This window comes from Amycolatopsis sp. NPDC049159 (assembly GCF_040648295.1).
Taxonomy (GTDB): Bacteria; Actinomycetota; Actinomycetes; order Mycobacteriales; family Pseudonocardiaceae; genus Amycolatopsis; species Amycolatopsis pretoriensis_A.
This window is the reverse complement of sequence record NZ_JBEZDL010000049.1, coordinates 1-23,280: the sequence shown is the minus strand read 5'-3', so window position 1 is coordinate 23,280 and position 23,280 is coordinate 1. Positions and strand designations below refer to the sequence as shown.

Annotated in this window: 22 protein-coding genes; 11 read left to right on the top strand and 11 right to left on the bottom strand. The window is 70.9% G+C overall.

The window, feature by feature from the left end; genetic code table 11:
• Positions 1–109: 109 nt before the first annotated feature.
• From AB0B33_RS46290 to hppD, 3 genes are all read right to left on the bottom strand, one after another.
• On the bottom strand, positions 110–418 hold the full coding sequence (locus AB0B33_RS46290) for a type VII secretion target (RefSeq protein ID WP_247018654.1): 309 nt from the start codon (positions 416–418) through the stop codon (positions 110–112).
• A 10-nt stretch (positions 419–428) separates the two neighbouring features.
• Positions 429–986 (bottom strand): YbaB/EbfC family nucleoid-associated protein, encoded by a 558-nt coding sequence (locus tag AB0B33_RS46285; RefSeq protein WP_360784465.1) that lies wholly within the window; start codon positions 984–986, stop codon positions 429–431.
• 174 nt (positions 987–1,160) lie between these two features.
• Positions 1,161–2,360: a 4-hydroxyphenylpyruvate dioxygenase gene (gene hppD, locus AB0B33_RS46280; protein WP_247018658.1), complete on the bottom strand. Its 1,200-nt coding sequence runs from the start codon at positions 2,358–2,360 to the stop codon at positions 1,161–1,163.
• Between the two features lie 109 nt (positions 2,361–2,469).
• On the opposite strand from hppD, the gene AB0B33_RS46275 reads away from it, so the two are divergent.
• The gene (locus AB0B33_RS46275) at positions 2,470–2,943 is read left to right on the top strand and encodes an Lrp/AsnC ligand binding domain-containing protein (protein ID WP_247018660.1); all 474 of its coding nucleotides are present in this window, start codon (positions 2,470–2,472) and stop codon (positions 2,941–2,943) included.
• 42 nt (positions 2,944–2,985) lie between these two features.
• On the opposite strand, the gene AB0B33_RS46270 is transcribed toward AB0B33_RS46275, so the two are convergent.
• The 3 genes from AB0B33_RS46270 to AB0B33_RS46260 all read right to left on the bottom strand — a co-directional run bounded on the left by AB0B33_RS46270 (position 2,986) and on the right by AB0B33_RS46260 (position 5,008).
• Positions 2,986–3,816 (bottom strand): MBL fold metallo-hydrolase, encoded by an 831-nt coding sequence (locus AB0B33_RS46270; RefSeq protein ID WP_360784461.1) that lies wholly within the window; start codon positions 3,814–3,816, stop codon positions 2,986–2,988.
• 49 nt (positions 3,817–3,865) lie between these two features.
• Entirely contained in the window at positions 3,866–4,369 is a 504-nt protein-coding gene (gene greA / locus AB0B33_RS46265; protein WP_247018662.1) for a transcription elongation factor GreA, read from the bottom strand.
• A 195-nt stretch (positions 4,370–4,564) separates the two neighbouring features.
• Entirely contained in the window at positions 4,565–5,008 is a 444-nt protein-coding gene (locus AB0B33_RS46260; RefSeq protein ID WP_247018664.1) for a DUF4307 domain-containing protein, read from the bottom strand.
• A 136-nt stretch (positions 5,009–5,144) separates the two neighbouring features.
• On the opposite strand from AB0B33_RS46260, the gene mca reads away from it, so the two are divergent.
• Both mca and AB0B33_RS46250 read left to right on the top strand, forming a co-directional pair.
• Positions 5,145–6,050 carry a mycothiol conjugate amidase Mca gene (gene mca, locus AB0B33_RS46255; RefSeq protein WP_360784458.1) on the top strand — a complete coding sequence of 302 codons (906 nt, stop codon included), beginning with the start codon at positions 5,145–5,147 and terminating at the stop codon, positions 6,048–6,050.
• Positions 6,047–6,370: a hypothetical protein gene (locus tag AB0B33_RS46250; protein ID WP_360784455.1), complete on the top strand. Its 324-nt coding sequence runs from the start codon at positions 6,047–6,049 to the stop codon at positions 6,368–6,370. Before mca ends, AB0B33_RS46250 begins: the two co-directional genes overlap by 4 nt.
• Before the next feature lies 1 nt (position 6,371).
• Here AB0B33_RS46250 and AB0B33_RS46245 read toward each other — a convergent pair whose 3' ends face one another.
• Together AB0B33_RS46245 and AB0B33_RS46240 are read right to left on the bottom strand one after the other, a co-directional pair.
• Positions 6,372–8,861 carry a polynucleotide kinase-phosphatase gene (locus AB0B33_RS46245; RefSeq protein ID WP_360784452.1) on the bottom strand — a complete coding sequence of 830 codons (2,490 nt, stop codon included), beginning with the start codon at positions 8,859–8,861 and terminating at the stop codon, positions 6,372–6,374.
• On the bottom strand, positions 8,858–10,225 hold the full coding sequence (locus tag AB0B33_RS46240; protein WP_360784450.1) for a 3' terminal RNA ribose 2'-O-methyltransferase Hen1: 1,368 nt from the start codon (positions 10,223–10,225) through the stop codon (positions 8,858–8,860). Before AB0B33_RS46240 ends, AB0B33_RS46245 begins: the two co-directional genes overlap by 4 nt.
• A gap of 65 nt (positions 10,226–10,290) precedes the next feature.
• Between AB0B33_RS46240 and AB0B33_RS46235 the strand changes: the two genes are divergently transcribed.
• The 3 genes from AB0B33_RS46235 (at position 10,291) to AB0B33_RS46225 (ending at position 14,911) form a co-directional block, all read left to right on the top strand.
• Complete coding sequence (locus AB0B33_RS46235; protein WP_360784447.1) at positions 10,291–12,264, top strand: thioredoxin domain-containing protein; 1,974 nt, start codon at positions 10,291–10,293, stop codon at positions 12,262–12,264.
• 87 nt (positions 12,265–12,351) lie between these two features.
• A complete protein-coding gene (locus AB0B33_RS46230) occupies positions 12,352–12,909 on the top strand; it encodes a hypothetical protein (protein WP_247018677.1) in 558 nt (185 codons plus the stop codon).
• Between the two features lie 115 nt (positions 12,910–13,024).
• Positions 13,025–14,911 (top strand): acyl-CoA dehydrogenase, encoded by a 1,887-nt coding sequence (locus tag AB0B33_RS46225; RefSeq protein WP_360784444.1) that lies wholly within the window; start codon positions 13,025–13,027, stop codon positions 14,909–14,911.
• Between the two features lie 129 nt (positions 14,912–15,040).
• Here the strand turns inward: AB0B33_RS46225 and AB0B33_RS46220 are convergent, their stop codons facing one another.
• Positions 15,041–15,841, bottom strand: a complete 801-nt coding sequence (locus AB0B33_RS46220) for a PRC and DUF2382 domain-containing protein (protein WP_360784441.1) — start codon at positions 15,839–15,841, stop codon at positions 15,041–15,043.
• 298 nt (positions 15,842–16,139) lie between these two features.
• Here AB0B33_RS46220 and AB0B33_RS46215 point away from each other — a divergent pair, with 298 nt between their 5' ends.
• Together AB0B33_RS46215 and AB0B33_RS46210 are read left to right on the top strand one after the other, a co-directional pair.
• The gene (locus AB0B33_RS46215) at positions 16,140–16,613 is read left to right on the top strand and encodes a carboxymuconolactone decarboxylase family protein (RefSeq protein ID WP_247018683.1); all 474 of its coding nucleotides are present in this window, start codon (positions 16,140–16,142) and stop codon (positions 16,611–16,613) included.
• 102 nt (positions 16,614–16,715) lie between these two features.
• Entirely contained in the window at positions 16,716–19,349 is a 2,634-nt protein-coding gene (locus AB0B33_RS46210) for a helix-turn-helix domain-containing protein (RefSeq protein ID WP_360784438.1), read from the top strand.
• A 9-nt stretch (positions 19,350–19,358) separates the two neighbouring features.
• Here AB0B33_RS46210 and AB0B33_RS46205 read toward each other — a convergent pair whose 3' ends face one another.
• Entirely contained in the window at positions 19,359–20,030 is a 672-nt protein-coding gene (locus AB0B33_RS46205; protein ID WP_247018707.1) for a hemolysin III family protein, read from the bottom strand.
• A gap of 79 nt (positions 20,031–20,109) precedes the next feature.
• Here AB0B33_RS46205 and AB0B33_RS46200 point away from each other — a divergent pair, with 79 nt between their 5' ends.
• Entirely contained in the window at positions 20,110–20,886 is a 777-nt protein-coding gene (locus AB0B33_RS46200; RefSeq protein ID WP_360784434.1) for an isoprenyl transferase, read from the top strand.
• 52 nt (positions 20,887–20,938) lie between these two features.
• Here the strand turns inward: AB0B33_RS46200 and AB0B33_RS46195 are convergent, their stop codons facing one another.
• A complete protein-coding gene (locus AB0B33_RS46195) occupies positions 20,939–21,187 on the bottom strand; it encodes a hypothetical protein (RefSeq protein WP_086683841.1) in 249 nt (82 codons plus the stop codon).
• 117 nt (positions 21,188–21,304) lie between these two features.
• On the opposite strand from AB0B33_RS46195, the gene AB0B33_RS46190 reads away from it, so the two are divergent.
• Both AB0B33_RS46190 and AB0B33_RS46185 read left to right on the top strand, forming a co-directional pair.
• Positions 21,305–21,520, top strand: coding sequence for a hypothetical protein (locus AB0B33_RS46190; protein WP_360784431.1), 216 nt, complete (start codon positions 21,305–21,307; stop codon positions 21,518–21,520).
• A gap of 390 nt (positions 21,521–21,910) precedes the next feature.
• Complete coding sequence (locus tag AB0B33_RS46185) at positions 21,911–23,203, top strand: PhoH family protein (protein ID WP_360784428.1); 1,293 nt, start codon at positions 21,911–21,913, stop codon at positions 23,201–23,203.
• Positions 23,204–23,280 lie beyond the last annotated feature (77 nt).

Sequence of the window (23,280 nt, the reverse complement as noted above, 5' to 3'; positions counted from 1 at the left end):
GCGATGCCGATGCCGCCGGCCCAGCCGTAGTCGCCGTTGCCGGCGGTGAACGCGCCGGGGCCGTCCGGGTCCTGCTTCGACTCCGCGACCAGCGGGTTGCCCTCCGGCATCAGGCGCCGTCCGTGGACTTGTTCAGGTCGTCGGCGACGCCGGATTCGTACTTGTGGTACGCCGCCGCGGCTTCGCGGACCTTGCCGGACACCGCCGTCATCGCGGCCACGGCGTCCTTGAGCGCGTCGATCCCGTACTGCTCCACCGGGTCGAGCAGCATCCGGAACGGCTGGCAGAGGATGCCGTACGCGTCCGTCGGCATGCTGACCTGGTTCGCCGCGTCGACGGCCTGCTGCAACCCGTCACCGATGGCGTCGAGCTGGTGGGCGTGCGCCGTCAGGTCGGTGCTGAGTTCCACATCCGTCATCGGTTCCCCCTCAGGAAAGGATCGGTCCGCCGAAGTCGTCGTCATCGTCGTTGTCCACCGGACGCCGTCGCCGCGGCGGCTGCGGCGGAGCAGGTGGCGCGGCCGGCGGCGGGGTCCGCGGCGGCTGCTGCTCCTCGTTGTCCTCCGGCAGGAACCGGCGGACGCGGTCGGGCTCCGGGAACGCGGGTTCGGGCTCCGGCGGCGGCTGCGGGAAGGTGCTCTGCGCCTCGCGGACGATCTCCGCCGCGGCCAGGTCGCCGGTGCCCGTGGTCTCCGTCATCGCCTGCTGCAGCAGCTCCGGGATCCGCGCCTGCGCGCGCTGCACCAGCTGCATCACCTGTGCCGACACCTCGGCCATCCGCTTGCCCGACGCGGTTTCGGCGATGACGAGGTTCTTCAGCAGCCCGCGCGAATCGACGGTCACCTGCACGGTGCCGTCCTTCGAGCGCTCGGTGACCGACTGGCCCTGCACCCGATCGGCCAGCGCCTGGTACCGCGCGGCGTTCTCCTCGAGCCGCTTGGTCCAGTTGTCGATCATCGCGTCGCTGGCGTCGATGCTGTCCGGCATCCCGGCCCCTTCTCTCTGCTCCACCACACTGACGGATCCGGGCCGCCCGCGGTTCCCCGACTGTGTCCCTCAAACGCCAAAGGCCACCATAGGGGACCCGGAGGTCTCCCACGGTGGCCTTGGCAGCGTTACATGTCAGAGATTGCCGCGACTGTGTCTGATGGCGCCTCGGCGTTAAAGATTGCCTCGGCGCTCCTGCTCGCGCTCGATCGCCTCGAACAGGGCCTTGAAGTTGCCCTTGCCGAAGCCCAGCGAACCGTGCCGCTCGATCAGCTCGTAGAAGACGGTCGGGCGGTCGCCGATCGGCTTCGTGAAGATCTGCAGCAGGTAGCCGTCCTCGTCGCGGTCGACCAGGATGCTGTGCTCCTTGAGCGTCTCGATCGAAACGCGGACCTCGCCGATCCGGGCGCGCAGTTCCGGGTCCTCGTAGTACGAGTTCGGGGTGTCGAGGAACTCGACGCCGGCGGCGCGCATCGCGGTGACCGTCGCGATGATGTCGTTGGTGGCCAGCGCGATGTGCTGGCAGCCGGCGCCGCCGTAGAACTCGAGGTACTCGTCGATCTGCGACTTCTTCTTCGCCACGGCGGGCTCGTTCAGCGGGAACTTCACCCGGTGGTTGCCGTTCGAGACGACCTTGCTCATCAGCGCCGAGTACTCGGTCGCGATGTCGTCGCCGACGAACTCCGCCATGTTCACGAAGCCCATGACGCGGTGGTACCAGTCGACCCAGTAGTCCATCTTGCCGAGCTCGACGTTGCCGACGCAGTGGTCGACGGCCTGGAACAGCCGCTTCGGCGCGCCCTCGGGCCGCTTGACCGTGCTCTCGCGCGGCTCGTAGCCGGGCAGGTAGATGCCGGTGTAGCGCGACCGGTCGACCAGCGAGTGGCGGGTTTCGCCGTAGGTCGCGATCGCGGCGACGCGCACGGTGCCGTGCTCGTCGGAGACGTCGTGCGGCTCTTCGAGGATGGTCGCGCCCTGCGCGCGGGCGTGCTCGACGCACTTGTCGACGTCGGTGGTCTCCAGCGCCAGGTCGATGACGCCGTCGCCGTGCTTGCGGTGGTGGTCGAGCAGCGGGGAGTCCGGCTTCACGCCACCGGTGATGACGAACCGGGCCGAGCCGGACTTCAAGACGTAGGACTTGCGCTCGAAGTCACCGGTCTCGGGGCCCGAGTACGCGATGAGCTGCATCCCGAACGCGATCTGGTAGTACCAGGCCGTCTGGGTGGCGTTGCCCGCGATGAACACCACCGCGTCCATGGCCTTGACCGGGAACGGGTCGGTCGAGGCGTCGTGGTCCACGAGCCCGACGAGCTGACGCAGCTGGTCGTAGCTGACGTCGTCGAGGCCGCTCTGGGGGTCGGCAGTCTGGGTCATACCTCGAAGGATCACGCTTGCGAGGCAAGATGTGCAATGGTCCGAATTTTCACTGGGCAATCTGCCGAGTACTCGCCGGACATCGGCTGTCATGGTGGACAATCTGTGCATGCCCGAGAACCTCGATGCGCTGGATGCGCGACTGCTGCTCCTGCTCACCGATTCGCCGCGGCTCGGCGTGCTGGAGTGCGCGCGCCGGCTGGGGGTCGCGCGCGGGACGGTCCAGGCGCGCCTCGACCGCCTGACCGAGCGCGCCATCCTGGGCGGCTTCCCGCCGGAACTGGACCTGGCGGCGATGGGCTACGGCCTGACGGCGTTCGCGTGGCTGGAGATCGCCCAGGGCCGCCGCGCGGAGGTGACGGAGGCGCTGTCGGCGATCGACGAGGTCTGCGAAGTCCACGCGACGACCGGGCAGGGCGACCTGTTCGTGCGGATGGTGGCGCGGGGGAACGACGACCTGCAGCGGGTGATCGACGAGGTGGTGGGGGTGCCGGACGTGATCCGGACGTCGACGTCGATCGCGTTGTCGACCCCGGTACCCCCGCGGGTCCGCCCCCTCCTGGAGCGGACCGCGCGGGGCTGACCCGGACGCACTTTCCCTATGAAAGCTCCGCCGGCGGAGCTTTCATAGGGAAAGTGGCGTTTCGGACTGGTCGGTCACGTGGGCCAGGTAGCGGCGGGCCGAGCGCTGGACCACCTCGGAGCCGTCGGTGCGGACGATCGCGTCCCACCAGGCCCCGTAGATCGCCTCGAACCGGTACCCCGCCAGCAGTTCCGCCGCGCGGCGCACGACGTGCGGGCGCTCCGGGATCAGGTTCGGGTAGCTGTACATGAACCCGACGTGCGTCCGGTCCGGGATCACCTGCACGATGTCGCCGGACAGCAGCGCGCCCTGCCCGTCCTCGCCGTCCGGCCAGTGCAGCACCGTGCCGCCGGTGAAGTGCACGCCGAGGTTGATCAGGCGCAGGTCGTCGGCGACGTCGAGGGTCGTGCCGGACCACAGCTTCACCGCCGGGTCGGGCCTGCCGATCCACTCCTGGTCGCCTTCGTGGAGGTAGATCGGGACGTCGAACGCGTGCGCCCACTCCACCATCGTCGTGTAGTAGTGCGGGTGGCTGATCGCGATGCCGGTGATCCCGCCCAGGTCGCGGACCTGCGCCACCAGCGCGTCGTCGAGGTACGCCGCGCAGTCCCAGAGGAAGTTGCCCGAGCGCGCCTGCACCAGCAGCGCGCGTTCGCCGATCGCGAAGCCGGGGTTCGAGCCGACGCCGATGATGCCGCGGCCCTGCTCTTCGATCCGCGGCGTGTACGTGCCGCTCGAACGCAGGGCGGCGAGGTTCGTCCACTGCTGCCCGGACTGCGGGACGTACTGGCGTTCGTCCTCGCAGACCGGGCAGTCGTCACGGGCGGCGGCGTACTGCATGCCGCACGCCAGGCAGATCGGTTCGGTGCTCACAGCGAAGTCCTCCCAGAATGTGAATCCTGGGAGGACACGCTAGCCGCGCCTACTTGGTGTCGGTGTAGGGAACCGCCTTGACGAGGGTGACCTTCTGCAGCTTGCCGTTGGGCAGCTCGTACTCGCGGGACTCGCCCTCCTTGGCGCCGAGCAGGGCCTTGCCCAGCGGCGACTCCGGGGAGTAGACGTCGAGTTCGCCCTCGGCGCCTTCTTCGCGGGTGGCGAGGAGGAACTTCTCGTCCTCGTCGTCACCCTCGTAGCGGACGGTGAGGACCTTGCCCGGGCCGGCGGTGCCGTCGTTCGCGGGCGCTTCGCCGACCTTGGCCGAGCGCAGCAGCTCCTGAAGGTGCCGGATGCGCGCCTCGGCCTGGCCCTGTTCTTCACGGGCGGCGTGGTAGCCGCCGTTCTCCTTGAGGTCGCCTTCTTCGCGGCTGTCGTTGATGCGCGCGGCGATGACCGGACGATTCTCGATCATTTCGTCGAGCTCGTGCTTGAGCCGGTCGTAGGCATCCTGGGTGAGCCAGGTCACCTTGGTGTCGCTCACGGTCACCATCTCCTCGTCGGGCCTGCCAGGCTTGCGTGTTCAAGCCGGCCCACACGGGCGTAGTTGCCCACGTGGCTGAGATAAAGGAAAAACACGGCCCGTCGTGGGCCGTGCTGAAGGGTCAGACTATCACGGCGCGACAGGTCGACGCCCGTTAATTCCGCTGGCCCTGGGCGTTGAGCGCGCGGTTCACCCCGTTGGCCGCTATGGGGTTGACAGATACCGTGGTATGTCGTACGAGCAGCCGAAGACGTCCGCGGTCACCGGTTCCCCGATGCTCTTGATCGTCGTGGTCATCCTGCTGTACTTCGCGCCGGCGGGGATCAGGAGCTCCTTGCGGCCGCTCTCGGCGCCGGTCTTGTCGCGGGCGCGCACGATGCAGACGCCCGGCTTGCCGTTGTCGTCCCGCGTCACGTTGATGGTGATTTCCATCGCGTTGCCCGGTTTCTCACTGAACGCGACGCGCTCGGCGTCGATCGGCGCGGCACCGAGGTTGACGTAGGCCACCCACGTGATCACGCCGCTGACCAGCAGGGCGATGCCCAGGAAGAGCCAGCGGCGCCAGCGTCGCGACGGCGTGGCCCGGCGTGCGCCGTACCGGCCTTCGGGCAGCGCGGGGGCTGCCGTTTTCGCCGGTCCGCTCGCCAACGCGGGGCCTCCTGCTCGTTCTTGTCGGACCCGCGGGGACAATGGAGGGGCGGGTACGGCTTCGAGTATCCGCCCGCTGGGTGGGCGGCCCGCAGGTGGGTCGCGGAATACAGGTAGAGAAGGAGTCGTTCGCAGCATGGTGGACCAGCTGACGAAGACCGCCAAGCCGCGTTTGCGCCTGATGGCCGTGCACGCGCACCCCGACGACGAGTCGAGCAAGGGCGCCGCCACGATGGCGCGCTACGCCGCCGAGGGCCACGAGGTGCTGGTCGTCACCTGCACCGGTGGCGAGGCAGGCAGCATCCTCAACCCCGCCATGGACCGCCCCGAGGTGCTGGCGAACATGTCCGAGATCCGCCGCGAGGAGATGGCCCGCGCGGCCAAGATCCTCGGGGTGAGCCAGCGCTGGCTCGGCTTCGTCGACTCGGGCCTGCCCGAGGGCGACCCGCTGCCGCCGGTGCCGGAGGGCTCGTTCGCGGTCGTGCCGCTGGAGGAGTCCACCGAGGCGCTGGTGCGCGTGATCCGGGAGTTCCGCCCGCACGTCATCACGACGTACGACGAGAACGGCGGCTACCCGCACCCCGACCACATCCGCACCCACGAGGTGTCGATGGCGGCGTGGGACGCGGCGCCGGACCCGGACCGGTTCCCCGAGGCCGGCGAGCCGTGGCAGCCGCTGAAGCTGTACTACGGGCACGGCTTCTCGCGCGCCCGGATGACGCTGTTCGACGAGGCGCTCAAGGCGGCCGGGCTCGAGTCGCCGTACACCGAGTGGCTGGCGAAGTGGGACCCGAACCGGGCCGATGTCATGGAGCGGGTGACGACCCGCGTCGAGTGCGGTGAATACTTCGAGGTGCGGGACGAGGCGCTCAAGGCGCACGCCACGCAGATCGACCCCACCAGCCGCTGGTTCGCGGTACCGCTGGAGATGCAGCGTGAGGTCTGGCCGACCGAGGAGTACGAGCTGGTCAAGTCGCTGGTGGACAGCACGTTGCCGGAGGACGACCTGTTCGCCGGCATCAAGGAGAAGGTGAGTACATGAGTCTGACGCTGCCGGCCGGCGTGGCGCTTCCGGTGACCGCGTCGGCCCTGGTGTTGGCGCAGCAACCGGGCAACGGCGACAACGGCGGGCAGGGGGAGGACTTCGGCAAGTCCTCCCCGGTCGGCTTCCTGGTGCTGATCCTGTTCCTCGTGGCGGTGGCCTTCCTGGTCCGCTCGATGACGAAGCACCTGAAGCGCGTCCCGGCGAGCTTCGACGACCCGCCCGCCGCGGCCGCGCCGGAGCAGCCCGAGGTCAAGCCGGAGCAGCCGGAAGCGGCCGAGAAGCCCGTGAAGGACTCCTCGGCCACCAAGGCCGACTAGCTCAGAGCCGCGGGTCCACCGGGTCCGACTCCAAGGCGAGCACCGCGAACACGCATTCGTGGACTCGCCAGAGCGGCTCGCCCCGGGCGACGCGCTCCAGCGCCTCCAGGCCGAGCGCGTACTCGCGCAGCGCCAGCGTCCGCTTCCGGCTGAGCCCGCGCTTGCGCAGCCGGTCCAGGTTCGCCGGCAGCGTGTAGTCCGGCCCGTAGACGATCCGCAGGTACTCCCGCCCGCGCACCTTGACGCCGGGCTGGGCCAGCCCGCGCGAGCCCCGCGTGAGGTTCGCCGCGGGCTTCACGACCATCCCCTCGCCGCCGTCGGCGGTCAGCTCCGCCCACCACGAGACGCCCCGGGCCACCGACGTTTCGTCCAGCAGGTCGACCTCGAGCGTCCGGGTCGGCTGGAACCGCGGCCCGGCCAGCTTCGCCAGCGTGGACAGGTGCCAGGCGTGCGGCCGGTCGTGGTAGGCCGCCCCTTCGGACGCCAGCAGCTGGAACGGCGCCAGCCGGACGCCGTCGAGCCCCGACGTCGGCCAGCAGTAGCGCCGGTACGCCGTCCGGTAGGCGTCCACTGTGGACGACCGCGAAGCCGTCCGCGCCAGCAGCTCCGAGACGTCGATGCCGCGCGCGGCCGCCGTCGTCAAAGCGGACACCGCCGCCGGCAGCACCGCCTGGGCGGCCGCGCCGACCGACGCGTACTGGTCCGTGATCAGCGAACCCGCCTTTGCGCTCCACGGCAGCAGTTCGGCGTCGAGCAGCAGCCAGTCCGACTCCAGCTCGTCGAACAGCCCGGCCGCCGCCGAACGCACGTCGTCCAGCAGCGAAGCGTTCTGTCCGGCCGAGAAGAACGGCCGCCCGGTCCGCGTGTACACCGCGCCGCCGCCCTCGATGCCGAACCGCCGGGCCCCGGCGTCCTCCCGGCAGACGAGCACGACGGCCCGCGAACCCATGTGCTTCTCCTGGCACAGCACGGTTTGGACCCCGGCCCCGCGGTACTCGGCGAAAGCCTCCTCGGGGTGCTCCAGGTAGTCCTCCCGTGACGACGTCGAGCAGGGCGCCATCGTCGGCGGCAGGTACGCGAGCCACCGCGGGTCGACCGCGAACCGGCTCATCACCTCCAGCGCCGCCGCCGACTGCTCCGCCGAGACGCCGACCCGGCCGTGGTGCGCGGTCTGCACGATCCGCTTCCCGGTGACGTCGGTCAGCTCCAGCACCGCCGGCTCGCGCCCGCCCACCGGCCGCGAAGCGTCGAGCGGACGCGCGGGTTCGTACCAGACCCGGTGCGCCTTCACCGAGACGACCTGCCGCTCCGGGTAGCGCAGCGCGGTCAGCTTCCCGCCGAAGACGCACCCGGTGTCGAGGCACATCGTGTTGTTGACCCACTCCGGCTCGAGCGTCGGCGTGTGCCCGTAGAGCACCATCGCGGACCCGCGGTAGTCGCGTGCCCACGGCAGCCGCACCGGCAGGCCGTACTCGTCGGTCTCGCCGGTCGTGTCGCCGTAGAGCGCCATGCTGCGCACCCGGCCGGACGCGCGTCCGTGGTAGCGCTCGGGCAGCCCGGCGTGCGCGACGACCAGGTCGCCGCCGTCGAGGACGTAGTGCGCGATCAGGCCGTCGCAGAACTCGTGCGCCTGCCGCCGGAACTCCTCGCTCTGCGCGCCGAGCTGCTCGAGCGACTCCGCGAGCCCGTGCGCGGCGTTGACCTTCCGCCCGTGCAGCGCGCGCACCAGCTTCTGCTCGTGGTTCCCGCAGACGACCAGCGCGGTCCCGGCCGCGGCCATCCCCATCACGCGCCGCAGCACGCCCGGGGTGTCCGGGCCGCGGTCGACGAGGTCGCCGACGAACACCGCGGTCCGCCCGTCCGGGTGCGCGCCGTCGACGTACCCCAGCTCGGCCAGCAGCTCCTCGAGCTCGGCCGCGCAGCCGTGGACGTCGCCGATCACGTCGAACGGCCCGGCCAGCTCGCGCTTGTCGTTGCGCAGCGGCTCGACGGCGAGCTCCGCCCCGGCCACTTCGGCTTCGGACCGCAGCACGTGCACGCGGCGGAACCCCTCGCGCTCCAGCGACTTCAGCGACCGCTGCAGCTCGCCGCGCTGCCGCCGGATCACGTGGTCGCCGAATTCGCGGTCGGGCCGCGACGCGTTGCGCGCGACGCAGACGCCGAGCGGCAGGTCGAGCACGATCGCCACGGGCAGCACGTCGTGCTCCTTCGCGAGCTTCACCAGGCTCGCCCGCGAAGCGCGCTGGACGTTCGTCGCGTCGATGACGGTCGTGCGCCCGGCCGCGAGCCGCTTGCCCGCGACGTAGTGCAGCGCGTCGAAGGCGTCGGGGGACGCGGCCTGGTCGTTCTCGTCGTCGGCGACGAGCCCGCGGAAGAAGTCGCTGGAGAGCACCTGCGTCGGCGCGAAGTGCGTGCGCGCGAACGTCGACTTGCCGGAACCGGAAGCGCCGACGAGCACGACGAGCGCCATGTCGGGGACGGTCAGCTTCACGCGGCCACCTCCTCACTGGTCGTGAAGACCGCCAGCTGGGTCGGCGGTCCCGATTCCTGGTCCACCGGTCCGATCGGCAGGTACCGGACGTCGTAGCCGCGCCGGGTCGCGACGCCGTCCGCCCAGGCGCGGAACTCGGCTCGCGTCCATTCGAACCGGTGGTCGGCGTGCCGGAAATGCCCCATCGGCAGGAAATCGAACAGCCGGTTGTACTCCGCGTTGGGCGTCGTGACGACGACCGTGCGCGGCGCCGCGACACCGAACACCGCGTGTTCCAGCGCCGGCAGCCGTTCCTCGTCGACGTGTTCGACGACCTCCATCAGCACGGCGGCGTCGTACCCGGCGAGCGCCGGGTCGGCGTAGGTCAGCGCGGACTGCCGCAGCGTGACGCGGGTGTAGCCGCCCAGCCGCTTCTCGGCGATGCCGAGCGCGCCCGCCGAGACGTCGACGCCGACGATCTCGGTGAAGGACCGCTCCTTTTCGAGCACGCGCAGCAGCGCGCCGGAGCCGCAGCCGAGGTCCAGCACGCGCCGGGCGCCCGCGGCCCGCAGCACGGCGAGCACGCTGCCGTGGCGCTGCGCGGCCAGCGGCTCGGGCCGGTCCGGCACCTCGGTGACCAGCGCTTCGGCCTCCGCCGGGACGTCGTCGGCCTCGGCCAGCCGCGAAAGCGCGTAGTTCACGACCGGGCGGCGCCGCTCCAGGTAGCGGTGCGCGATGAGCTCCCTCTCGGGGTGGCCGGCGAGCCAGCCGTCGCCGGCGCGCAGCAGCTTGTCGGCCTCGTCCTGGCCGACCCAGTAGTGCTTGTCGCCGTCGAGCGCGGGCAGCAGGACGTAGAGGTGCCGCAGCGCGTCGGCGACGCGCTGGGTGCCGGTCAGCGCCAGGTCGACATAGCGGCTTTCGCCCCACTGCGGGAACTCCGGATCGAGCGGGATCGGCGTGGCCGAAACGCGCCAGCCGAGCGGCTCGAACAGCTTGTGCACGACCTCGGCCCCACCGCGCGCGGACAGCGACGGCACGCGGACCTCGAGGTCGAAGAGCTCGTCGACCAGCTCGGGCCGCGCGGCGCAGCGGCCCGCGAGCGCCGTGGTGAACGCCGCCCGCAGCGCGACCGCGAGGTGCGAGCCGCCGGCGTAGGGCCGGTCGTTGACGTACTGGGTCAGCGACGTCCCGCCACCGCGGACGAGCCCGATCGGGTCGATCTCCGCGAACAACGCGGCGGTGCACCGCTCCGGCCCGGCCTCGGGGTAGAAGACGTGCGCGGTACCGGCCGACAGCGCGACCGTCTGCGCCTTCTCGGGGTGCTTGTGGAGCACGTACCCCAAGTCGGTGGCGGGGTTCCGGGTCGTCGTGATGGTCAGCAGCACCCGCCCAGTGTGGCCGAGCCGCCGGTGCGTGCGCGCCCGCTTTTCCGGGGTGCGACCCTGAAGGCATGAACCGCCTCGCCAGCGCGACCAGCCCGTACCTGCTCCAGCACGCGGACAACCCGGTCGAGTGGTGGCAGTGGGGGCCGGACGCGCTGGCCGAGGCGCGGCGGCGGAACGTGCCGATCCTGCTTTCCGTCGGGTACGCCGCCTGCCACTGGTGCCACGTCATGGCGCACGAGTCGTTCGAAGACGCCGAGACGGCCGCGGTGATGAACGCGGGCTTCGTCAACATCAAGGTCGACCGCGAGGAGCGGCCGGACATCGACGCGGTGTACATGGCCGCGACGCAGGCGATGACCGGGCAGGGCGGCTGGCCGATGACCTGCTTCCTGACCCCGGACGGCGAGCCGTTCCACTGCGGCACCTACTACCCGCCGTCGCCGCGGCCGGGCATGCCGTCGTTCCGGCAGCTGCTGGCCGCCGTCGCCGAAGCGTGGGGCGAGCGGCCGGACGAACTGCTGGAAGGCGCGAAGCAGATCGTCGCGCACCTCGCGGAGCAGACCGGCCCGCTCCAGGAGTCCGTTGTGGACGAAGCGGTGCTCGCCGGCGCGGTCGCGAAGCTGGCGCAGGAGGCGGACCCGGTCAACGGCGGGTTCGGCCGCGCGCCGAAGTTCCCGCCGTCGATGGTGCTCGAGTTCCTGCTGCGCCACCACGAACGGACGGGCTCGCCGGTCGCGCTGTCCCTGGCGGACAAGACGGCCGAGGCGATGGCCCGCGGCGGCCTGTACGACCAGCTCGCCGGCGGGTTCGCGCGCTACTCCGTGGACGCGGAGTGGCTCGTGCCGCACTTCGAGAAGATGTTGTACGACAACGCTTTGCTGCTCGGTTTCTACGCGCACCTCGCACGCCGGACCGGCTCGGCCACGGCGTCGCGCGTGGCCACCGGGACCGCGGAGTTCCTCTTCGAGAGCCTGCGGACGCCGGAAGGCGGCTTCGCGTCTTCGCTGGACGCGGACACCGAAGGCGTCGAAGGTCTCACGTACGTCTGGACGCCGGCGCAGCTGCGCGAGGTGCTCGGCGACGACGCAGTGGCCGCGGCCGAGCTGTTCGGCGTCACCGAGGAAGGGACCTTCGAGCACGGCTCGTCGACGCTGCGCCTGTTCGGCGACCTGCCGGAGTCGATCCGGGTTCCCCTGCTGGCGGTGCGGAACCTGCGGCCGCAGCCGGGTCGCGACGACAAGGTGATCGCGTCCTGGAACGGCCTGGCGATCAAGGCGCTGGCCGAAGCGGGCGTGGCGCTGGATCGTCCACAGTGGATCGACGGCGCGGTCGAGGCGGCCGGACTCCTGCTGCGCGTGCACGTCGTCGACGGGCGCCTTCGCCGCAGTTCGCGCGACGGCGTCGTCGGCGAATCCGCCGGGGTGCTCGAGGATTACGCCTGCGTCGCCGACGGGTTCCTGGCCCTGCACCAGGCGACCGGCGCGGCGAAGTGGCTCACCGAGGCGACGCGGCTGCTCGACCTCGCGCTGGCGCACTTCGCGTCCCCGGACGTCCCCGGCGCGTACTTCGACACCGCCGACGACGCCGAGACGCTGGTCCAGCGCCCGGCCGACCCGGGCGACAACGCCAGCCCGGCGGGGGCGTCCGCGCTGGCGGGCGCGTTGCTGACGGCGTCCGCGCTCGCGGGGCACGCCGACGCGGGCCGGTACCGCGAAGCCGCCGAGCAGGCGCTTCGCCGCGTCGGCGTGCTGGCCACGCGGGTGCCGCGGTTCGCCGGGCACTGGCTGGCGGTCGCCGAAGCCCTGCAGGCCGGCCCGGTGCAGGTCGCGGTGGTCGGCGCGGACCCGGCGCTGCGCCTGGCCGCGGCGCGGGGCGTGCACGGCGGCGGCATCGTGCTGGCGGGCGAGCCGGACGCGCCCGGCGTCCCGCTGCTGGCCGACCGGCCCCTGGTCGACGGCGGTGCGGCGGCCTACGTCTGCCGCGGGTACGTCTGCGACCGGCCGGTCACGTCGGCGGAGGCGTTGACCGCTCAGCTCTGATCGCCCTGGGTGAACGCGTCCCTGTTGGTCTTGTATTCGGCGTAGCGTCAGCAGCGTTGTAATCATGTAATCGCGGAGGTGGCGACCATGGGACGAGGCTGGCGAGGTAGCCGGGGCTGGCAGCAGGGCGAAGTGCCTTCGGCGGAGGACGCGGCGGCCTGGTTCGGCGGGCGCCTGCCCGACGGCTGGTTCACCGGAGCCCCGGAGGTGACGGTCGACCGCGAGGAGATCATCGTGGTCGGCGAGCTGCCGGCGCTGGGCGAAGAGCACGCCGACGACGCGGCCCGCGCGGCGGCCGAGGAGGGCCGGATCAGCCGGTTCCGCGAGGAGACGCGCGACGAGCGCATCGAGATCGCGCGCCAGGCGGAGCACCGCTACCAGCGCAAGGTGGCGTGGGGTGCCCGGCTCGGCGGGACGACGGCGCTGTTCACGACGCATTCGGCGCCGGTGATGACGCGGCTGCGGCAGCCGGAGCGGCTGGTGCTGGACACGCTGGTGGACGCGGGTGTCGCGCGTTCGCGGTCGGACGCGCTGGCGTGGGCGGTCCGGCTGGTCGGCGAGCACGCCGACAGCTGGCTGGGCGAGCTGCGCGAGGCGATGAGCAAGGTCGACGACCTGCGCTCGAAGGGCCCCGACCTGGCGTGAAGAAGTCCACGTTTAGGGGTCTGCCCCCGTTCTGAACCTGCGGGGCCGACGGGGCTGCGGCAGGCTTACTACCAACGAGTAGGAAGCCTGCCGTCAGTCCTTTCCGGAGGTAGCCGTGGACGTCCCCGAAGTGCCGTCGAAAGTGGACCCGGACTCGCTGACCGCCGTTCTCGACGGTCGCTGGGCCGAGCTGCGCCGCGGGGTGCGGGCGCAGATGACCGACACGGAGTTCCGGGACCCGGTCGACCTCGGCACCGAACCGCACCGCGTGCAGGTGCTCGACCAGCTGCGCGCGCTCGCCGCGACGGACCGGCCCGGCCTGGGTTTCGACCCGGCGTACGGCGGCGGTGGCGACGTCGGCGGCTCGGTCACGTCGTTCGAGATGCTGGGCTACGGCGACCTGTCGCTGATGGTCAAGGCCGGTGTCCAATGGGGACTCTTCGGCGGGGCCGTCCAGCTGCTCGGCACCGAGCGCCACCACGAGCGGTACCTGCGCTCGATCATGAACCTCGACCTGCTGGGCTGCTTCGCGATGACCGAACACGGTCACGGCTCCGACGTCCAGCACCTGCGCACGACGGCGACGTACGCCGACGGCGAGTTCGTCGTGCACACGCCGGACCACATGGCGCAGAAGGAATACATCGGCAACGCGGCCCGCGACGGCCGGCTGGCGGTGGTGTTCGCGCAGCTGGTCACCGGCGGCGAATCGCGCGGCGTGCACGCGTTCATGGTGCCGATCCGGGACACCGAGGGGAAACCGCTGCCCGGGGTGTCCATTGAGGACTGCGGCCTGAAGGCGGGCCTGAACGGCGTCGACAACGGGCGGCTCAGCTTCGACAACGTCCGTGTCCCGCGTGAAGCCCTGCTGAACCGCTTCGGCGACGTCGACGAGAACGGGACGTACTCGAGCCCGATCGAAAGCGACAGCCGCCGGTTCTTCACCATGCTGGGCACGCTGATCCGCGGCCGGGTCAGCGTCGGCGGCAGCGCGGGCAGCGCGACCAAACGCGCGCTGGCGCTGGCGATCCGCTACGGCGAGCACCGCCGCCAGTTCCTGACGCCGGACGGCGAGGAGGTCGTCATCCTCGACTACCTCGCCCACCAGCGGAAACTGCTGCCGGCGCTGGCGAAGACGTACGCGCTGCACTTCGCGCAGGAAGAGCTGGTGTCGAAACTGCACGACATCGACTCGTCGGCGCCGGAGGAGGAGCAGCGCGAGCTGGAGTCGCGCGCGGCCGGCATGAAGGCCCTCAACACCTGGCACGCGACGGCGACGATCCAGGCGGCGCGCGAGGCCTGCGGCGGTTCGGGCTACCTGGCGGAGAACCTGCTGCCCGGCATGAAGGCCGACACCGACGTCTTCACGACGTTCGAGGGCGACAACACGGTGCTGCTGCAGCTGGTCGCGAAGGGGCTCCTGACCAGCTACAAGGAGGACTTCCAGGACCTCTCGCCGCTGGCGACCGCGCGGTTCTTCACCGACCAGGTGGTGAGCGCGATCCTGGAACGGACCTCCGTGCGCAAGGCGCTCGAGTCGCTGACCGAGGGGTCCGACGCGGATGTCTTCTTCCGCCGCGAGTGGCAGCTCCGGCTCTTCGAGGACCGCGAGGAACACGTCGTGGAGGGCGTGGCGAAACGCCTGCGCAAGGCGGCTTCGGACCCGTTCGGGGTGTTCAACTCGGCGCAGGACCACGTGCTGCGCGCCGGCCGCGTCCACGTCGAGCGCCTGATCCTCTCGGCGTTCGTGGCGGCGATCGAGCGCTGCGAAGACCCCGACGCCCGCGCGCTGCTGGAGCGGGTCTGCGACCTGTACGCGCTGTCGGCGATCGAAGAGGACCTGGCCTGGTTCCTGGGGCACGGGCGCCTGACGGCGTCGCGCGGGAAGGCCGTCACCGCGGCGGTGAACGGCCTGTGCGCCCAGCTGCGCCCGCACGCTCGGACGCTGGTGGACGCGTTCGCGATCCCGGAGCAGTTCCTGGCGGCGCCGATGCTGAAGTGAGGGCTGGGCGTCGGGCGCACGAAGGTCGGTTTCCCGGCGACGTCCGAACTCCGCATCTCCCGCCTCGAGCACGCGAAGTCGTGACCGCGGAGGTGGCCGGTATCGGGGACCGGCCACCCCCGCGGCGGTCTAGCGGCGGCGCTTGCCGTCGTCGTCGGTGATCTCGAACTGCTCCTTGCGCACCTTGCCGGAGACGGTCTCCTCCTCGGTGACCGACTCGGCCCGCAGCCGCGCCCGCTCGACCGGCACGGTTTCCTTGCGCACCACGGGTTTCTCGGCGTGCAGGACGAGGTCCTGCTCGGCCTCGCCGATTTCCACCTCGCCGCTGCCGGCCTCCGTGATCGGCTCGCGTTCGATGCGGACTTCTTCGTGCCGCACCGGAACGGTGACCTGCTGCTCCTCGGTGACGACGTACTTGCGCAGCCGGACGTGCCCGGTCTCGACCTGCTCGGTCCCGACGTTCAGCCGTTCCTCGGAGCGGGTCATGCTGTCCTTGGCGTCCCTGCCGGCCCGGCCCTTGGCCTGCTGCCGCTCACCCGCGCGGCCGGTCTCGCCCGTGCGGCCGTCGCCGGTGCGGCCCTGGTCCGCGGGCATCCGGCCGTCGGGTGACGTGCGGGGCACGGGCAGCCCGTAGTGGCGGTAGAGCTGGGCGCTCTCCTCGGGGGAGAGGTGCCCGTCGGCGTCGATGCGGGGCGCGTCGGAAACGCTGTCCTTGCCGACCTGGACGTGGACGCCGTCGCGGTCGGTGTGCGCGCCGGAGAGCGGGACGAAGCTTTCCTTGGTGCCGAAGAGCCCGGTCTTGACGGTGATCCACTCCGGCTGGTGCGTCGCGTCGGCGAGGTAGACGTTGCCGACCTTCCCGAGCTTGTTGCCGTCCGGGTCGACCACGGCACTGTCGATGAGCTCCTGGGGTTCCATGGTCTTGGCCATCTCGGTGCGGCTCCTTTCGCGCATTGGGTCTTGGGTGCAACCACCGTCGAACGCGCCGCCGCTCACGGCAACCGTCGTGGTGTCCCCGTGGGTGACCGCCGAAAGTGATCGTTTGAAGGCGCCCCGATTGGCCACGACCGAGGTGTCGCCGCAGGTCGGGGAGGCTGTCGCCGGCGTGATCGAGCGGGTCCGGGATGGCGCGAAGGTGTGGATGTGACCGGCGCCACTTCCTCCGCTGTCACAACCTCGCGGCCGTGGTCGTCATGGCTGTGAAACCGGAACACGGAAGGGAAGAACGATGGAAGCGCGCCTCAACATGTTCGAGAACGAGATCACGGCCAAGTTCGTCAAGCGCCTGATCGCGGCGTCCCGCCCGGTCGAGGAGTCCTCCCTGCCGAAGGCGACGCAGGAGCTGGTGAAGATCCGGGCGAGCCAGATCAACGGCTGCGGGATGTGCCTCGACATGCACACGAAGGACGCGGCGGCGAACGGCGAGACAGCGGTCCGGCTGGCGATGGTGGCGGCCTGGCGCGAAGCGGTGGTGTTCACGGAGCCGGAGCGAGCGGCCCTGGCCCTGACGGAGGAGGCCACCCGCTTGGCGGACGCCCACCAGGGCGTCAGCGACGCGACGTGGCAGGAGGTCCGCAAGCACTTCGACGACGAGCAGATCGGCGCGCTGATCTCACTGGTGGCGATGATCAACGCGTGGAACCGCTTGAACGTGATCGTCCAGAACCCCGCGGGCGAGTACCAGCCGGGCATGTTCGGCTGAACCGAGTTGCCGGAAAGGGGCTTCGTTCGCGGGGAGCGAGCGAGGCCCCTTTGTCGTGGGCGCACAATGGAGTCCGGACAAAGACGAGCCACGGGGAGCTTCGTGCCGCGACGAGAACGACCGCTGGAGCCGACCGAAGACGGCTTGGCCCGGTTCGCGGCCGAGCTGCGGGCCTTGCGAGTCCAGGCGGGCACCCCGACCTACCGGGAGCTGGCGCGGCGCGCGCACTACTCGTCCACGACGCTGTCCGACGCCGCGGGCGGGCGGCGGCTCCCGACGCTGCCGGTGACCGTCGGCTACGTCCGGGCGTGCGGCGGGGACGTCGAGGCTTGGGAACGGCGGTGGCACGAGACCGCCGCGGAGCTGGCGCCCGAAGACCCGGAGACCGCTCCCGGGGAGCAGTCCCCCTACGTGGGCTTGGCGGCGTTCCAGACCGGGGACGCCGACCGCTTCTTCGGTCGTGACCGGCTGGTCGACGACCTGCTCGACCGGTTGTCGCGCCGCCCTCTGGTGGCGGTGTTCGGCTCCTCGGGCGCCGGCAAGTCCTCGCTCCTGCGGGCCGGCCTGATCCCGCGGCTGACCGGCGAGCACGTCTTGTTCACGCCGGGAGCGCACCCCCTGCGCGAGTACACCGCCCAGCCGGCGGGACGCGACCGCGTGGTCGTGGTCGACCAGTTCGAAGAGTGCTTCACGCTGTGCACCGATCCCGCCGAGCGAGCGGAATTCCTCTCGGAGCTGGTCGGCTCGGCCGTGGACGGCACCCGGGTGGTCCTCGGGATCCGGGCGGACTTCTACGAGCACTGCGCCTTCCACGAGGGTTTGGCCGACGCGCTGACCGACGCCCAGATCCTGATCGGCCCGATGCGCCCGGACGAGCTGCGGGAAGCGATCGTCCGCCCGGCCGCGGCGGCCGGCTGCACGGTCGACACGGCACTCGTCACGAGGCTGGTCGCCGAGGCGACCAGCCAGCCCGCGGTGCTGCCGTTGCTGTCGCACGCGCTGCGGGAAACCTGGCGGCGCCGGAGTGGCATCCGCCTGACCCTCGAAGGCTACGAGCGCACCGGCGGCATCGAGCACGCGCTGGCCCGCACAGCGGAAGCGACGTACGAGAGCCTGACCCCGGCGCAACGGGAGACGCTGCGGCACCTGTGCCGCCGTCTGGTCGCGTCGGAAATCGGTTCCCCCGTGGTGAAACGGCGGGTCGTGCGCGACGAGCTGGGCGACGAACCCGCTGTGCGCGAAGTCCTGGACCGCCTCGCCGCGGCGCGCCTGGTGAGCCTCGACCGCGACAGCGTGGAGCTGACCCACGAAGCACTGCTGCGGCACTGGCCGCGGCTGCAGGACTGGCTCGCCGAAGACCGCGAAGGCCTGCAGGTCCACCGCCGTCTGGCCCGGGCCGCCGGCGAATGGGAGACGTTCGACCGCGACCCGGGCGCCCTCTACCGCGGCGCGCGCCTGGACGCCGCCCTGACGTGGCGCGCGGGCAACGAGACGAGCCTGAACGGCGTCGAGCGCGCGTTCTTGGCGGCCGCGACCGCGCTGAGGGACGGCGAGCGGAACGCCGAGCGCCACCGGGCGAACCGCCGTCGCCTGTTGACGACGATCGTCGCGATCCTGGTCGTGCTCATCGCGGCCATCACGGCGTACGGCGTGTCCGCCCGGCACCAAGCGGCGGAGCAGGCCGCACTGGCGACGTCGCAACGCATGGTGTCGCAAGGCCGGGGCTTCCTCGTCACGGACTCCGCCGAGGCCGCGCGCCTGGCACTGGCGGCGTACCGGATCGCCCCGACCGACGAGGCCCGTGACCTGGTGCTGAGCGCGGCCGCCGCCGGCGACCGCATCGACTTCTCGACCACCATCCGGGACGCCACGCTCAGCCGCGACGGCCGCTTGCTCGCGTTCACCACAGCGGCGGCCGTGCAGGTGTGGGACGTGCCGCACTACCGCCGCCTGGCCACCATCCCCGGCGACCTGGACCCCCCACCGGCGATCGGGTTCAGCCCGGACGGCCGCTGGCTCACGGTGTCGCGACCGCGCAACGTCGTCGAGCTGTTCGACGTGGCGAACCCGGCAGCGCCGGTCGCAACGTTCCCGGACGCCGAGAGCGCCCGCATCGACCCCACGGGAAGGGTTTTGGCGCTGCGCGCGGACGGGCACCCCACGCGCCTGCTGGCGATCGACCACGTCGACGCGCCCAGGCAACTCGCCGAGCTGCCCCCGACCAGATCGGTCACCTTCGGCCCGGACGGCCACACGGTGTTCACCGGCCTGCAGGAGTGGGACACGGCGTCGATCCAGGTCTGGAACCTGACGGACGAGGCCCGCCTGACCACGACGTGGCGCGGAATCGGCAACGTGGTCTTCGACGCGGCTCAGGGATTCATGGCGATCGCCGACGTCTACGGGGACGAGCAGCTGCGGTTGTGGGACACGAGCAACGTCCTCGAGCCCCGCGAGCTGGGCACGCTACCGCTGCCCCCGAGCAGCATCCAGACGGCGGTCTTCGACCCGGGAGCGCGGAAGCTGGCGGTGAACGACCGCAGCACAACGGTCCGGATCATCGACCTGACCGACCCCCACCACCCACGCCTGGATGCGTCCCTGTCCGGGCACCTGGCCCCGATCCACGCGATGACGTTCCTGCCGGACGGACGCCTGTTGAGCGCGGGGGCGGACGGGACGGCGCGCCCGTGGAACCTGGACTTCGACGCGGTCACTGCCCACATGCGACGGTGAGACCGCAGGCTAGGCGTACATGGCCAGCCAGATCGCGATGTAGTGCGAAACCGCCGCCAGCACCGTGCACGCGTGGAAGAACTCGTGGTAGCCGAACGTCTCCGGCCAGTGGTTCGGCCACTTGAAGCCGTAGAACGCCGCTCCCAGGGTGTAAAACAGCCCGCCCACGCAAAGCAGCACCAAAGCGGCAACTCCCGCGTGCGAAAGGAGCTCCGGGAACACGAACACCGCGACCCAGCCCAGTGCGATGTAGATCGGCACCCCGAGCCACCGCGGTGCGTGCGGCCACAGCATCTTCAGGGCCACACCCGCGATCGCTCCACCCCAGACGATCGACAGGATCACGTACCCCGTCGGCTTCGACATCGCCAGCAGCGTGAACGGTGTGTACGTGCCCGCGATGAACAGGAAGATCATCGAGTGGTCCGCGCGCTTCATCCACTTGTACGCGCGGGGGCTCCAAAAACGACGGTGGTACAGCGCGCTCACGCCGAACAGGCCCAGCACCGTCAGGCCGTAGACCGACGTCGCCAGCGCCGCCACCGGGGACACCGTCGACGCTGCCAGGCTGATCAGCGCCGCCGCCGCGGCGAGGGCGCCGAAGAACGTCCAGAAGTGGATGTGACCGCGCAAGCGGGGGCGAAGGTCCTCCACCGGCTCGGGTTCCGTCGTCAGGCTCACCCTTCCAGGTTACGTGAGCGTAGGTTCTCCAGCAGTGCTCAGTCACGCGCCTCACACCGAGTGCGTAGGCTGCCTCGACGTGAGTGTTCGCTCCTTCTTGTCCGACGTCGTGTACAGCGCCTACGGCAGGCGCCTCATCCAGCAGGCCGCCGGCCGGCATCCCCGGCACATCGCCATCATGCTCGACGGCAACCGCCGTTGGGCCCGGGAAGCGGGCTTCGCGGACGTCGCGGACGGGCACCGGGCCGGGGCGAAGAAGATCGCGGACTTCCTGAGCTGGTGCCAGGAGGCCGACGTCGAGGTCGTCACCATGTGGCTGCTCTCGACCGACAACCTCAACCGCGATCCGGACGAGCTCACGCCGCTGCTGAAGATCATCACCGACGTCACCGACGAGCTCGCCGGACCCGGGACTTCGTGGCGGCTGCGGATCGTCGGGGCGCTCGACCTGCTACCGGCCGAAGTCGCGAAGCGACTCAGCGAAGCCGCCGCGCGCACCGAGGGGCGGACCGGGATGGAGGTCAACGTCGCGGTCGGTTACGGCGGGCGTCAGGAAATCGCGGACGCCGTGCGCAAACTGCTGCTCCAGCACGCCGACGAGGGCACGACGATTCACGAGCTCGCGAAAATCCTCGACGTCGATCACATCTCCGAGCACCTCTACACCTCGGGGCAGCCGGATCCGGACCTCATCATCCGAACTTCCGGTGAACAGCGGCTTTCCGGATTCCTGCTCTGGCAATCCGCGCATTCGGAATTCTGGTTCACCGAAGCTTATTGGCCCGCTTTCCGCCGGGTCGACTTCTTGCGCGCCATCCGCGACTACGCGTGGCGGCACCGGCGCTTCGGGTCCTGAGCACGCCGAAGGGCCCCCGGAGCGGACTCCGGGGGCCCTTCGAAGCCCACACTCAGTGGTGGTGGTGCTCCAGCGAGTGCAGGATCAGCGCCGGGGTGGTGGCGATGCCCGTGTAGGCACCGGCCACCAGGGAAGCCGCACCGTAGCCCAGCGCGCCGCCGCCCTCGATGAAGGTGGCGTAGGCGTCGCCGAACGTCGGGTCCGGGGTGCCCGTCGTGTCGCCCGTGGCGGCGAACGCGGTGCTGCCGATCATCATGAGGCCCGCAGCGGTGGCGGCCACGAAACCAGCCTTCTTCAGCACTTCGCACACTCCTAGGTAGAACTGTTGGGGTCCGGGCACCGGCGAACCGGTGGTGTGTCCCGCAGCCAGAAAATTACTCGCTTAACGGGCATCCCGTCCGGCTTGTACGCCCATTGTGTGAGCCTGATGCAGGCGCTTTCACTCGGACCGGTTCTCTCTTGGTGGCGCAAAATGCGCGGCCCATCCGAACGTGGTAAAAGCCGTTCAGTCGATCTTATGAATACGCGCGGTCAGCAATTTTCTCAAGATCAATCCGACGAGTGTGCATCGATCGAGACGATGATGACGCAGGGTGAGCGTCACCGGACGTCGATGTCGGACGACCGACAGTGAGGTGACGATCTGGCGAATCACCGTGTTGGCTCCCTGCGCGATCCGGCATTCGTGGGTACCTTCCGAAGTGAGGGCGCGCGATCAGTGCGGGTCCTCGCGGGAGGCCCTGGTCGTGACGGTGATCGAGGGGGCGGCGCAGCCGCCCACGAGACGCACGAGGGGGCCGGCACCCGGCCCTCGTGGCCGCGCCACCTGACCCACCGGTCAGAGGGAGTGGTCCAGCCAGGGAGGTGCCCGGCCCAGCGAGTGCGGGCGTGAGGTGCACACGCCCTCGAGGGAGATGCCGTCGTGACTGCGCAGCGTTTGCCCCGTAAGGCCTCTGGCCGTTCTTCGACCGGTGCCGTTCCTGGCCCGGAGAAAGCCTCGACCTCGCCCGAATCCCAGCAGCACATGTACGTGCTCGACACGTCGGTCCTCCTGTCGGACCCGTGGGCGGTCACCCGCTTCGCCGAGCATGCCGTCGTGCTTCCGCTGGTCGTGATCAGTGAACTGGAGGCCAAGCGCCACCACCCGGAGCTGGGCTGGTTCGCCAGGGAATCCCTGCGCATGCTCGACGACCTGCGCCGCCAGTACGGCCGGCTCGACGCGCCGCTCCCCATCGGGGACCACGGCGGCACGTTGCAGGTGGAGCTGAACCACTCCGACCCGTCGGTGCTCCCGTCGGGGTTCCGGACCGACTCCAACGACCACCGGATCCTCGCCTGCGCGCTCAACCTGGCGGCGGAGTTCGAGTCGGTCACGCTGGTCACGAAGGACATCCCGCTGCGGGTCAAGGCCGGGGCCGTCGGTCTCGAGGCGGACGAGTACCGCGCGCAGGAAGTCACGCCGTCCGGCTGGACGGGCATGGCGGACGTCGACGTCGAACAGGACGTGCTCGACACGCTGTTCGGCGGCGGCACCGTCGACCCGGTCGAGTACGGCATGGACGAGCTCGCCGAACTGCCCTGCCACACCGGGCTGCGGCTGCTCGCGGGCAGCTCCAGCGCGCTCGGGCGGATCACGGCGGACAAGCGCATCCGGCTGGTGCGCGGCGACCGCGAGGCGTTCGGCCTGCACGGCCGCAGCGCCGAGCAGCGCGTCGCGCTCGACCTGCTGCTCGACTCCGACGTCGGCATCGTCTCCCTCGGCGGTCGCGCCGGCACCGGAAAGTCGGCGCTCGCGCTGTGCGCCGGCCTCGAGGCGGTGATGGAACGCCGTCAGCACCGCAAGGTCGTGGTGTTCCGGCCGGTCTACGCGGTCGGCGGCCAGGACCTCGGCTACCTGCCCGGGTCCGAGAGCGAGAAGATGCAGCCGTGGGCGCAGGCGGTGTTCGACACCCTCGGCGCGCTGGTCAGCCAGGAGGTCCTCGACGAGGTCTTCGACCGCGGCATGCTCGAGGTGCTCCCGCTGACCCACATCCGCGGCCGCTCGCTGCACGACACGTTCGTCATCGTCGACGAGGCGCAGTCACTGGAACGGAACGTCCTGCTCACGGTGCTTTCGCGGCTCGGTACGGCGTCGCGGGTGGTGCTCACGCACGACGTCGCCCAGCGCGACAACCTGCGCGTCGGACGGCACGACGGCGTCTCGGCGGTGATCGAGAAGCTGAAGGGCCACCCGCTGTTCGCGCACGTCACGCTGACGCGCTCGGAGCGCTCGCCGATCGCCGCCCTGGTCACCGAAATGCTGGAGGACCACGGCTGACGTCGCACCAGGTCGTGGGGGTGGGGGGGGGGGGTGTGGGCCCCGGACACACACCCCCACCGGGACCCACCCCAGGG